This window comes from Ruegeria lacuscaerulensis (assembly GCF_013034745.1).
Taxonomy (GTDB): domain Bacteria; phylum Pseudomonadota; class Alphaproteobacteria; order Rhodobacterales; family Rhodobacteraceae; genus Ruegeria; species Ruegeria lacuscaerulensis_B.
Map to the genome: position 1 here is coordinate 709,419 of NZ_WQGP01000001.1, position 11,436 is coordinate 720,854.

The 11,436-nt window shown below is 59.3% G+C and carries 12 protein-coding genes; 8 read left to right on the forward strand and 4 right to left on the reverse strand.

Going from position 1 to position 11,436, the window contains the following annotated elements; all coding sequences use genetic code 11:
• Positions 1–231: 231 nt before the first annotated feature.
• Complete coding sequence (gene lipA / locus GOV79_RS03465; RefSeq protein WP_170784644.1) at positions 232–1,182, forward strand: lipoyl synthase; 951 nt, start codon at positions 232–234, stop codon at positions 1,180–1,182.
• The gene (locus tag GOV79_RS03470; protein WP_170788606.1) at positions 1,179–2,345 is read left to right on the forward strand and encodes an amidohydrolase; all 1,167 of its coding nucleotides are present in this window, start codon (positions 1,179–1,181) and stop codon (positions 2,343–2,345) included. Before lipA ends, GOV79_RS03470 begins: the two co-directional genes overlap by 4 nt.
• On the opposite strand, the gene GOV79_RS03475 is transcribed toward GOV79_RS03470, so the two are convergent.
• Both GOV79_RS03475 and hpt read right to left on the reverse strand, forming a co-directional pair.
• Positions 2,326–2,685 carry a hypothetical protein gene (locus GOV79_RS03475; RefSeq protein WP_170769592.1) on the reverse strand — a complete coding sequence of 120 codons (360 nt, stop codon included), beginning with the start codon at positions 2,683–2,685 and terminating at the stop codon, positions 2,326–2,328. The two genes, GOV79_RS03470 and GOV79_RS03475, sit on opposite strands and share 20 nt — an antisense overlap.
• Before the next feature lie 133 nt (positions 2,686–2,818).
• Positions 2,819–3,361 carry a hypoxanthine phosphoribosyltransferase gene (gene hpt / locus GOV79_RS03480; RefSeq protein WP_170784648.1) on the reverse strand — a complete coding sequence of 181 codons (543 nt, stop codon included), beginning with the start codon at positions 3,359–3,361 and terminating at the stop codon, positions 2,819–2,821.
• Between the two features lie 73 nt (positions 3,362–3,434).
• Here hpt and GOV79_RS03485 point away from each other — a divergent pair, with 73 nt between their 5' ends.
• Positions 3,435–3,881, forward strand: coding sequence for a type II toxin-antitoxin system RatA family toxin (locus tag GOV79_RS03485; protein ID WP_170769594.1), 447 nt, complete (start codon positions 3,435–3,437; stop codon positions 3,879–3,881).
• 38 nt (positions 3,882–3,919) lie between these two features.
• Positions 3,920–5,215, forward strand: coding sequence for an MmgE/PrpD family protein (locus tag GOV79_RS03490; RefSeq protein WP_170788607.1), 1,296 nt, complete (start codon positions 3,920–3,922; stop codon positions 5,213–5,215).
• On the opposite strand, the gene pyrC is transcribed toward GOV79_RS03490, so the two are convergent.
• Positions 5,212–6,249 carry a dihydroorotase gene (gene pyrC, locus GOV79_RS03495; RefSeq protein WP_170788608.1) on the reverse strand — a complete coding sequence of 346 codons (1,038 nt, stop codon included), beginning with the start codon at positions 6,247–6,249 and terminating at the stop codon, positions 5,212–5,214. The two genes, GOV79_RS03490 and pyrC, sit on opposite strands and share 4 nt — an antisense overlap.
• A 152-nt stretch (positions 6,250–6,401) precedes the next feature.
• Between pyrC and GOV79_RS03500 the strand changes: the two genes are divergently transcribed.
• Positions 6,402–7,310 carry an AAA family ATPase gene (locus tag GOV79_RS03500; RefSeq protein ID WP_170788609.1) on the forward strand — a complete coding sequence of 303 codons (909 nt, stop codon included), beginning with the start codon at positions 6,402–6,404 and terminating at the stop codon, positions 7,308–7,310.
• On the forward strand, positions 7,310–8,566 hold the full coding sequence (locus GOV79_RS03505) for a vWA domain-containing protein (protein WP_170788610.1): 1,257 nt from the start codon (positions 7,310–7,312) through the stop codon (positions 8,564–8,566). The genes GOV79_RS03500 and GOV79_RS03505 overlap by 1 nt, the downstream gene beginning before the upstream one ends.
• Positions 8,567–8,568: 2 nt before the next feature.
• Here the strand turns inward: GOV79_RS03505 and GOV79_RS03510 are convergent, their stop codons facing one another.
• Positions 8,569–9,069, reverse strand: coding sequence for a hypothetical protein (locus GOV79_RS03510; RefSeq protein ID WP_170353103.1), 501 nt, complete (start codon positions 9,067–9,069; stop codon positions 8,569–8,571).
• A gap of 224 nt (positions 9,070–9,293) precedes the next feature.
• Between GOV79_RS03510 and GOV79_RS03515 the strand changes: the two genes are divergently transcribed.
• Positions 9,294–10,262: an XdhC family protein gene (locus GOV79_RS03515; RefSeq protein WP_170788611.1), complete on the forward strand. Its 969-nt coding sequence runs from the start codon at positions 9,294–9,296 to the stop codon at positions 10,260–10,262.
• A complete protein-coding gene (locus GOV79_RS03520; RefSeq protein WP_170788612.1) occupies positions 10,259–11,260 on the forward strand; it encodes a molybdopterin-binding protein in 1,002 nt (333 codons plus the stop codon). Before GOV79_RS03515 ends, GOV79_RS03520 begins: the two co-directional genes overlap by 4 nt.
• The last annotated feature ends 176 nt before the right edge of the window (positions 11,261–11,436 follow it).

Genomic DNA, 11,436 nt, shown 5'->3' on the forward strand with positions numbered 1-11,436 from the left:
TCGGCTCTTTAAAAGAGTTCCAACCCCGCTTCAACCGGCCTTTTGCTGCAAGTGCGAATTTGCCTAATCTGCTGAAATCGTGCGGTGGTTCGCACCCAATCACGTGTCGCAACTGTTGAATGCTGCGTCGCAAAAACACCAACGCATGGCGGATATGTCCCAGTGGCATGGTGCGGATCGTCAGACTATGTTAGACGACAGCAAATTGACCCAAAGTCAGGAAAGCCAGCCGTGCGTGATCTGAAGATCCCCGAACAACGTCACCCTGAAAAGGCCCATAAGCCCGATAACGCTCAGCCCAAGAAACCAAGCTGGATTCGGGTCAAAGCGCCGGGCGGCAAAGGTTATGCGGATACGCGGCGGATCATGCGGGACAACAACCTAGTCACCGTCTGCGAAGAGGCAGGTTGCCCCAATGTTGGTGAATGCTGGAGCCAAGGCCACGCCACCATGATGATCATGGGCGAAATTTGTACTCGAGGTTGTACCTTCTGCAACATCGCTACTGGCCGACCGGATGCGCTGGATGTGTTCGAACCGGGCCGTGTGGCCCATGCGGTTGAAAAGCTGGGGCTGAACCACGTGGTGATCACCTCGGTGGATCGCGACGATCTGGCCGACGGTGGGGCAGACCACTTTGCCCAGACCATTCGTGCGGTGCGGCACCGCTCGCCCAAGACGACGATCGAGATTCTGACCCCGGACTTTCTGAAATGCGAGCCATCGGTTCTGGAAGCTGTGGTCGAGGCGAAGCCGGATGTGTTCAATCACAATCTTGAAACCGTGCCGGGTCTCTACCCTGAGGTGCGCCCCGGTGCCCGCTATTTCCATTCTTTGCGCTTGTTGCAGCGGGTCAAGGAACTCGATCCGTCAATCTTTACCAAATCCGGCATCATGGTTGGGCTTGGTGAGCAGGAACAAGAAGTGCGGCAGGTGATGGATGATATGCGCGCTGCCGATATCGATTTTCTGACCATTGGTCAGTACTTGCAACCGACGCCGAAACACCATGCGGTGGATCGGTTCGTGACGCCGGAGGAATTCGCGTCGTACGAAAAAGCGGCCTATGGCAAAGGTTTCCTGATGGTTTCGGCCACGCCGCTGACCCGGTCGTCTTATCATGCGGGCGATGACTTTGCCCGCCTGCGCGCCGCACGGCAGAAAATGTTGGATCAGGGGTGAGTCCCGAGACGCTGGCGCGACTAACCGCTCTGCGCCATGACCTGCACCGGTTTCCCGAACTGTCAGGGCAAGAGAATAACACAGCTGCGCGTGTGGCCGGTCTGCTGACCGATTTGGGCGCTGACGAAGTCCTGACCGGTATCGGCGGTCATGGAGTGGCCGCAGTATTCGATGGCGCGGCACCTGGACCCACCGTCGCCATTCGGTGTGAGTTGGATGGTCTGCCGATTCAAGAACTGGGGGATTTGCCTTACTGTTCGCAGATCCCCGGCAAAGGGCATCTGTGCGGGCATGATGGCCATATGGTCATGGTGCTGGGCGTAGCTGATCATCTGGCCCAGGCCCCTCCGCAAAAGGGCCGTGTGGTGTTGATCTTTCAACCCGCCGAGGAGACAGGGCAAGGGGCAGTATCATATATAGCTGATCCTCAGTTTGCGCCAATCGCGCCGGACTTCGTATTTTCGCTGCACAACCTGCCGGGCCTTGCGCTAGGTGAGGTGCTGCTGTGTGAGGGCCCCGCCAACTGCGCGTCACGCGGGATGCGGGTGATGCTTGGTGGCAAGACCTCTCACGCGGCGGAACCGCAGGATGGAATTTCGCCGGCTGAAGCGCTCGCGTCTTTGATGCCGGAGCTTGCGGATCTAGGAACGGGCGGTGCATTGAATGCCGATTTCGCCCTGACGACCGTGACCCATGCGCGGCTGGGCGAACCCACATTCGGCGTCGCCCCCGGAGCGGCCGAACTGTGGGTGACGCTGCGCACCGTGTCTGACACCCGTATGAAATGCTTGATCGCCGAAGCCGAAGATCTTGTCACCCAAACAGCAGAAGCCCAGGGATTGGCGGTCAAGATCACTTATGAGGATGTGTTTGAGGCCTGCACAAACAATGCGCAAGCAGTGGCTGCGGTTGCCGAGGCTTGTGTCACGGAGGGCGTGCCTTGTACTCTCACGAATGAGCCTCAAAAGTTTTCCGAGGATTTCGGCCAGTTTGGCAAAAGCGCCGCGGCGGCGATGTTTTGGCTGGGTGCCGGACAAGCGCACCCGCAACTGCACAACCCGGACTATGATTTTCCGGACGCGCTGATCCCTGTAGGGGTAGATGTTTTCAGTGCAGTAATTCGATCTCTTGTAGGCCGAGCCCTCAGTTTACGAGATCACTGACAATTCCAACGGCATCAATAACTGTTTTTGTGTCATCGGATATCGACAGGATTTCGTCATCTACGCGGATATACCGCTGACCGGCGGGCAGGGGTTTCAACTTCCAGCCATCGAGGTCGTCAAGATAGTCAAAATCCAAGTCATTAGGGATTTTCTGACCTCGCGTGTAACGCTTGATCTGTCCGGGCGGTACACCGACGCCTTTATTTGTTTTTACCGACTTTTCAATTTTCGACTTGTCGGGGCCTTTACCTTTGCCCTTGTTGTCCTTTGCATCCGCAATTCCAACTGTTGCGGCTACCGCGCAAGCCGCCATTAGTCCAATAGACAGTGTTTTCATACGTAAAAAACCTCCCAAAGTACTCGAATGGTAGTCTCTTGCTGGGAGGAATGTCCAATGATATTCAAATAGGAGAATTTTTAGGAAGCTTAACCACTGCTACTTGCACAAACCGGATAGGTCAGAGGGCCGCTCAGTCTTTGACAAATCGCACCTTGCCAATAAAGGGCAGGTTGCGATTGCGTTGCGCGTAATCGATGCCGTAGCCCACGACAAACTCATCAGGGATTTCAAACCCGATCCAGTCCGAGCGGAAATCGACCTCGCGGCGGCTGGGTTTGTCCAGTAACGCAATGGATTTCAGCCGCGCAGGCTTGCGGCTTTGCAGCAGTTTGGTAACGTGGTTCAGCGTGTGGCCGGTATCGACAATATCTTCAACCACCAACACATCGCGTCCTTCAATTGCGCCGCGTAAGTCCTTGAGAATACGTACTTCACGGCTGCTCTCCATGGAATCTCCATAAGAGGACGCTTCGAGGAAATCGACTTCGATAGGCAGGTCCAACTCGCGCACCAGATCAGCGATAAAGACAAAACTGCCGCGTAAAAGACCGACGACAACCAGCTTGTCGGTTGCGCCAAACTCGGCTGTGATCTCGCGGCACAACTCCTCGATCCGGGCGGCGATGGCCTTGGCCGAGATCATCTCATCTATCACATATGCGCGGTCTGTCATCACTGCCCCCTTGATCTTTGGCGCGCAACATACGACATGACGCGCCATTGTCACCTGCAAATAGCGGACCGCCATGCCGACCCATTCCGAGACACGTCACCTGCCGTATACCGCTCAGCAGATGTATGACCTTGTCGCGGATGTGGCGAAGTATCCGCAGTTTTTGCCGTGGTGCGCGGCGGCCCGGATCAGGCGCACTTATGCGGCGGGCGAGGCACAGGTGCTAGAGGCCGATCTGGTGATTTCCTTCAAAGTGTTCCGCGAACGGTTCGGTAGCCGCGTGACACTACACGCCGAGGAGCGCCGGATCGACACCGAGTATCTGGACGGGCCGTTCAAATATATGAAATCCGATTGGCAGTTCGCGGACGCGCCTGAAGGGGGCTGCAACATCTCGTTTCATGTGGATTTCGAGTTCAAGAACGCCATCCTGCAGGGCATCATCGGCGTCGTCTTTAACGAAGCCATGCAACGTGTGGTCAAAGCCTTCGAGGCCCGCGCCGCAGATTTGTACGGCTAAGGCTTTACCCGACCCCGGCGCACGCTAGACTGCGCCGCATGAGTGATTTTACCAATACCTTGGCCAGGTTTGCTGCTGGCCCCGTTTCCACGTCGCGACAAGCCCGCATCGTGACGTCTTTGTCCGTTTTGGATTGGCTGGCGGTGGGGCGGGCTGGGGTAGACGAACCCGTTTCGCAGACCGTGCGCGCCTTGGTTCTTGATGAGGGCGGCACCATGCAGGCCCATCTATTCGGCGGTGGGGCCGCGCCCTTACGCGGGGCGGCTCTGGTTAACGGGACGGTGTCGCATGCGCTCGATTATGACGACACGCATTTCGCCCATATCGGCCATCCTTCGGTGGCCATTCTACCTGCGGCGCTTGCGCTTGGTGAATGGGACGACCGCATTCTTGTGGATGTTCTTGAGGCCGCTTTGGTGGGGATGGAGGTCTCGATCCGCGTGGGGCTGTGGTTGGGGCGCGACCATTATCAGGCCGGGTTTCATCAGACGGCTACAGCCGGCGCGTTTGGGGCGGCCGTGGCTGCGGGCCGTGTTCTGCGGTTCGATGTGGATCAGATGCGCAAAGTTCTGGGTCTGTCGGCGACCCGCGCGGCGGGGCTCAAAGCGCAGTTTGGAACTATGGGTAAGCCCTATAACGCGGGGCTTGCGGCCTCGGCTGGCGTCGAGGCGGCTTTGCTGATCGCCAAAGGTTTTGATCCAAATGTCGAGGCTATGGAAGGCCCTTATGGGTTCGGCGCAACCCATCAGGGGCAAAACGATACGCAAACCGCGCTGGACCGGTTGGGCGAGGATTGGTTGTTCGAATCCGTCAGCCACAAGTTCCACGCTTGCTGCCACGGGCTGCACGCAGCGCTGGAGGCCGCACGCACGTTGGACATCGCCGAACCCGAAGTGGCCGAGATCACGGTCAAGACCCATCCGCGATGGATGAGCGTGTGCAACCAGATTTCTCCGACAACTGGGCTGGGCGCAAAGTTCTCATATCGGACGGTGATTGCGATGCAGGCGCTGGGATATGACACCGCCTTGCCCGTCAGCTATTCCGAGAAAACCTGCGCCGATCCGCGCCTGATCTCGCTGCGCGATCGCGTTACGGTCGAAGCGGATGAAACGCTGTCCGAGACGCAAGCCCACCTGATCCTGCTGCGCCGTGATGGTGCGCGCAAAGAGGCCAGCCATGATCTTCTGACCCCGATGCCCTTATCTGAGCGAGAAGATCGGGTGCGCGGCAAGGCCGCCAAACTGATCGGAGGTGACGAGGCGGACTCGATCTGGTCGATGCTGCGCACCGGAGGCCGCGCCCGCGATCTGGCGGCATTGCTTGCGGATTAGACCACGCGCCAATGCAGCGGGAATCCTGGGTCGAACACCGTGACAGGCCCGTCACCAGAGTCGATCTTTTCGGGATACACGACCGGTTCGCCCTTGGTCAGTGTGATCGTGTCCTCATTCACCGGCAGGCCATAGAAACCGGGGCCATTGAGCGAGGTAAACCCTTCCAGCTTGTCCAACGCCCCTTCACGGTCGAACATCTCGGCCACTAGTGACATCGTGTTCGTCGCGGTGAAACACCCGGCGCAGCCGCAGGCCATTTCCTTGTTCGCATCTGTATGCGGCGCGCTGTCAGTGCCCAAAAAGAACCGTGCATCGCCCGAGGTCGCAGCGGCCAGCAGCGCCAGCCGGTGCTCCTCGCGCTTGGCGACGGGCAGGCAGTAGTAATGCGGTTTGATCCCGCCAACCAGAATATGGTTACGGTTGATGATCAGGTGATGCGCCGTGATCGTCGCGCCCAGATCAGTGTCATTGGCTTTGACATAGTCCACGCCGTTCGCGGTGGTGATATGCTCCATCACCACGCGCAGGCCGGGGGTCGACTTGCGGATCGGGTCCAGAACGCGGTCGATGAACACGGCCTCGCGGTCGAAAATGTCGATATCCGCATCCGTAACCTCGCCATGCACACACATGGGCAGGCCAATCTCGGCCATATTTTCCAGCACCGGGCGTATTTTGTCAAAATCCCTCACGCCCGAGGCCGAATTGGTCGTGGCCCCAGCCGGATACAGCTTGCACGCTTTGATCAGCCCGCTGGCATGGGCTGCGGCGACGTCTTCGGCATCCGTGTCCTCGGTCAGATAGAGGGTCATCAGCGGCTCAAACGTCATGCCTTCGGGCAAGGCGGCCAGAATGCGGTCGCGATAGGCGGCGGCCTGATCGCCGCGCACCACGGGCGGCACGAGGTTCGGCATGATGATCGCGCGGGCGAAATGACGCGCGGTTTCGGGCAGGACGGCCTCAAGCATCGCGCCATCGCGCAGATGCAGGTGCCAGTCGTCGGGGCGGCGGATCGTCAGGGTATCGGTCATGGCCCCCGGCTAGCACAGTGCGCGCAGCCGTGAAAGGCCCCGAATGCACGGCTGCCCCTTGTCAATATGCCCGAACGTCGTAATTCCTTGCAAAGCCCTGGTCTTGACGCGCGCCCGCCGTCGTGACCTCTTGTGCCCCGAGGGAGATCGCCATGACGCAGCCAAATTCCATCGACGCCGTTCAGACTATGCTGGGCGATCAGGGCTATGTCTGCGGGCGGGCCTTGGCCACGGTCGTCTTCCTGTCGCTTAAACTGGGCCGCCCGTTGTTTCTGGAGGGTGAGGCCGGGGTCGGCAAGACCGAGATCGCCAAGGCGCTGGCCGCCGGGCTGAACCGCCGCCTGATCCGACTGCAGTGTTACGAGGGGCTGGATGCGTCCTCGGCTGTCTACGAATGGAACTTCCCGGCGCAAATGGTGGCAATCCGCACCGCCGAAGCCTCGGGCGGCGCCGACAGGGGTGCCCTGCAATCCGAGCTGTTCTCGGACGACTACCTGATCGAACGCCCGCTGTTGCAGGCTATGCGCCCAGATGAACACGGCGCGCCGGTCCTGCTGATCGACGAACTTGACCGCACGGATGAACCGTTCGAGGCGTTCCTGCTGGAGGCGCTCAGCGATTTTCAGGTTACAATCCCCGAACTGGGCACTGTTAAAGCGCCCGAACCGCCTATTGTCATCGTCACCTCGAACCGCACGCGCGAGGTGCATGACGCCCTGAAACGCCGTTGCCTCTATCATTGGGTCGACTACCCCGATTTCGAGCGCGAGATCGAAATCCTAAACGCCCGCGCACCCGAAGCGGCACAGCAGCTGAGCCGCGAGGTGGTGGCCTTCGTCCAGCATTTGCGCACCGAAGACCTGTTCAAGAAACCCGGCGTTGCCGAAACCATCGACTGGGCCAAGTGCTTGCTGGCACTGGATGTGATTAACCTCAGCCCCGAAGTGATCGGCGATACGCTGGGCGCGATCCTGAAGTACCAGGACGACATCCAGAAACTCCAAGGGTCTGAGGCAAAACGTATTCTGGACGAAGCCAAAGCCACGCTCGAACCGGTGTGATGGCGGAGCAGCTTCCCCTAGATGTCCCAGATGACCCCAAACTGGCGCAGAACATCACCCATTTCGCGCGGGCCCTGCGCAAGGCGGGCTTACCCATAGGCACGGGCCGTGTTGTCGATGCCATCCGCGCGGTGCAGGCTGCTGGGTTCTCGGAAAAGCAGGATTTCTACTGGACCCTGCACGCCTGTTTCGTGAGCCGTCCCGAACATCGCACAGTGTTCGCGCAGGTCTTTCGCATGTATTGGCGCGACCCGCGGTATATGGAGCATATGATGGCCATGATGCTGCCTGCGATCCGTGGTGTTCAGGAAGACCGCAAGGCCGACGCGGGCGAAAAGCGCGCGGCCGAGGCGCTGTTGGACGGTGTCGAACGCGATCAGCCAGAGACGCAAGACACGGGCGAAGAAACTGAACTTGAGATCGACGCTTCTCAAACCGCCTCGACCGAGGAACGCCTGCGCAGTCTTGACTTTGAACAGATGAGCACCGCCGAGATCGCTCAAGCCAAGCGCATATTGGCCCGTATGACGTTACCGGTAAAACCAATCGAATCCCGGCGCGGTCAAGCCAGCCATGTAGGGCAAAGGATCGACCGCGCCCGCACCTTGCGCGCCGCCATGCGCCAGGGCGGAGAGTTGCACGAAATCGCCCGTCAGAAACCCCGAACCCGCTGGCCCAATCTGGTGGTGCTGTGTGATATCTCGGGGTCGATGAGCCAATACAGCCGCATTATCCTGCATTTTCTGCACTCGGTCTCGAACGCGAAAGGCGCGGGATGGGCCAAGGTTCACGCGTTCACTTTCGGGACGCGGCTGACCAATATCACCCGCCACCTGCATCAGCGCGATGTGGACGCCGCTTTGGCCGCCGCTGGGGCGGAAGCGCAGGATTGGGAGGGCGGCACCCGCATCGGCGAATGCCTGCACGCGTTCAACCGCGACTGGTCGCGGCGCGTCATGGGGCAGGGTGCGGTGGTTCTGCTGATCTCGGACGGATTGGACCGGGGCGAACCGCAAGCGCTGGGAAAAGAGATGGAGCGTCTGCACCTTTCCGCCCGCCGTCTGATCTGGCTGAACCCACTGCTGCGCTGGGACGGGTTTGCACCTAAGGCGCAGGGCGTGGCCGCGATGTTGCCGCATGTAGACAGCTTTCGGGCCGGGCATTCGATTGCCTCGCTCGAAGATCTGGCCGAGGTCATCTCGAAACCCGATGACATGGGTGAGAAAGCGCGGCTGATGACCGCGCTTTCGAGTTAGGGTTAACTCAGCTGTTCTTCATTGCACTTGCGGGCCATTTCCATGGCCTTGTAGGTGCCAGTCAGATCCACGGTGAAGGCAAATTCCTTCTCGGGGAAGACAAGCATCACCTTTTGCTTGGCAATGTCTTCAGCGAATTGGGGATCATTGGACAGAACGTAACCGCCCGAATACCCCTTGGTGATGTTACCCTTCATGCCGGTGGCTTCACCGATATAGAGATTGTCGCCCAGAAGAATTGCCACAGCCTCGGTATCGCCGCGCTTGATGTCGGTTTTTTCTTTGGTGAAGACGCCCACATAGCCAACGCCGCGATCTTCGGTTAGCCCCATCTGAACCACGTTCTCGGAGTCATCTATAGCCTCAATCAGGCAGGATTTCTTGTCCTGATCAATGAATACCTTCCAGCCCTCGACCTCGCCATAGCGCAGGAATGTATCTGCACTGACTGCCGTGGATGCCAAAAGTCCGATTGCTGTTCCGAGTGCAAAAATGCGTTTCAACTCTTTGTCTCCCTTGTGAAAATTAAATATGCGCATATTGGAATGCAGCAGATGTATGTGTAGGCTAGAATCTGCTCTGCAGACAATCAATGCTTTGCAGAAAATGGTAAAAACTCAGCCAATTCGCGCCGAAGCCCGACTGCCGCGTCTGACCTTAAAGTCGGGGTTCCTTTTCATCTGGCCAAACCTGCCTATGTTGGGTCAAAGCACTATGGGAGGGCGCAATGGACAGATTCGACAACAGCCCAGAAACTGCGCTGCGCTGGTTCAGCAATGGCAAAAAGGCCGCGCTCGCCACCGTGGTTGAGACTTGGGGAAGCGCCCCGCGCCGTGTGGGCGCGCAGTTGGTCATTGGCGGCGATGGTCGGATCGAAGGCTCGGTTTCGGGCGGTTGTGTCGAAGGCGCTGTGATCGTCGAAGCGCTTGAGGCCATAGATGAAGGCGAAGCACGTCTGTTGGAATTTGGTGTCAGCGACGAAGATGCGTTCGCTGTTGGTCTGGCCTGTGGAGGGACGATTCGGGTGTTGGTCGAGCCCATCGGAAGCGTTCTGCCCGAACCCATGCTTCGTGATCTGGTCGAGGCGCGTGCCGCGCGAGTTCCACTCGCCTATGAGGTAAATGTCGAGACCGGCCACCGCGCGCTGCGTCGCAACGCTTATACCGACCGGCTGCGCATGGATCGCTCGGGGTTTGAAGAGGACGGCAAGACCTTTGTGGCCGTTCACAACCCACCTTTGCGCCTGATTGTCGTGGGTGCGGTTCATATTGCGCAGGCGCTGGTGCCGATGGCACGGATTGCAGGGTATGACCCCGCGATTATCGACCCACGGGATGCTTTTGCGTCCAGCGCCCGTTTTCCGGGTGAAAACATACTGACCGATTGGCCGGATGAGGCTGTTGCCAAGCTGGGTCTGGATTCGCGCACCGCTGTGGTGTTGTTGACCCACGACCCCAAGCTGGACGACCCGGCGCTGGAATCAGCGTTGGCCGCCGGGGTGTTTTACATCGGTGCTCTGGGCTCGACCCGGACCCATGCCAAACGCGTGGCTCGTATGACCGAGGCCGGGTTCACCGAAGATCAGATTGCCCGCATTCATGGTCCGGTTGGTCTGGATATCGGGGCTGCCGATCCGTCCGAAATTGCAGTCGCCATATTGGCACAGATGACCGCCGTGTTACGAGGCAAGGCGTGAAGTTCGGTCCTGTCCCCGTTGCCGAGGCCGTAGGCACGATCCTTGCCCATTCGATCAAGGTCGGTGACCGTAAGCTGCGTAAAGGCATCGCGCTGACGGCAGACCACATCGAAGACCTGACCGAGGCTGGCCTTGGCTCCGTCACTGTCGCGCGACTGGAACCCGGTGACTGTCACGAGGATGAGGCCGCCCGGATGCTGGCCGCCGCTCTAGCTCCGAACCCAACCGAGGCGGGTTTACGCGTGACCCAACCTTTTACCGGTCGCGTGAATCTGCTGGCGGATGGACCGGGCGTCGCCGTGCTGGATGTCGAGGCGTTGGAAGCGTTCAATCGCGTCAACCCGATGATCACCGTCGCGACTGTTCCGCAATACCAGCAGATGGGCGAAGGCGGCATGGTGGCTACGATCAAGGTTATCTCTTATGCCGTGCCCGGAGGCGATGTGATGCACGCAGCACGTCTGGCACAGGCATCCATCCGTATGGTCTCGCCGGTTCACAAAACGGCGGGTCTGGTGGTGACTGATATTCCCGGTGGCCCGTCGAACGAAAAGGGGATCGCAGCGATCCGCGGCCGTGTCGAAGCCCTGGGGATGGAACTGTCAGACGTTCGGATCGTCCCGCATCAGGCAGAACCTTTGTCCTCGGCTGTGTCCGACGCTGAGGGGGATATCGTCATGATTCTGACCGGCTCGGCCACGTCCGACGTTTACGACGTGGCGCCCGAGGCGGTACGCGCCGCCGGAGGGCAGGTGGACCGGTTCGGAATGCCGGTCGATCCGGGCAACCTTCTGTTTCTCGGAACGCTTGGCGAGCGGCCCGTGATTGGCTTGCCGGGCTGCGCGCGTTCACCTGCACTGAACGGGGCCGATTGGGTTTTGTCCCGCGTGGCCTGCGGGATCGAAACAACGGGGCTCGACATCGCCGGAATGGGTGTTGGTGGGTTGCTGAAAGAGATCCCGACGCGCCCGCAGCCCAGGTCTTCGCGAAAGCCCTGATGTGGTGGGCTTTCCCGACAATCCTCTGAACCGTCTCAAATTTTTGTTCTCAAATGAAAACCCGCGTGTTTAACTCGACCCGAGGAACAACACGAAACGGGAGGATTTCATGGCACAGGTCTCGATGACTGTGAACGGCGTAGCTGTGAGCGGTGAAGTTGAGGGACGGACGTTAT

Coding starts and splice junctions, on each gene's coding strand:
- hpt (WP_170784648.1), bottom strand. CDS start 3,361: ATGACAGACCGCGCATATGTGATAGATGAGATGATCTCGGCCAAGGCC.
- pyrC (WP_170788608.1), bottom strand. CDS start 6,249: ATGACCGATACCCTGACGATCCGCCGCCCCGACGACTGGCACCTGCAT.
- GOV79_RS03475 (WP_170769592.1), bottom strand. CDS start 2,685: ATGAAAACACTGTCTATTGGACTAATGGCGGCTTGCGCGGTAGCCGCA.
- GOV79_RS03490 (WP_170788607.1), top strand. CDS start 3,920: ATGAGTGATTTTACCAATACCTTGGCCAGGTTTGCTGCTGGCCCCGTT.
- GOV79_RS03515 (WP_170788611.1), top strand. CDS start 9,294: ATGGACAGATTCGACAACAGCCCAGAAACTGCGCTGCGCTGGTTCAGC.
- GOV79_RS03505 (WP_170788610.1), top strand. CDS start 7,310: ATGGCGGAGCAGCTTCCCCTAGATGTCCCAGATGACCCCAAACTGGCG.
- GOV79_RS03500 (WP_170788609.1), top strand. CDS start 6,402: ATGACGCAGCCAAATTCCATCGACGCCGTTCAGACTATGCTGGGCGAT.
- GOV79_RS03485 (WP_170769594.1), top strand. CDS start 3,435: ATGCCGACCCATTCCGAGACACGTCACCTGCCGTATACCGCTCAGCAG.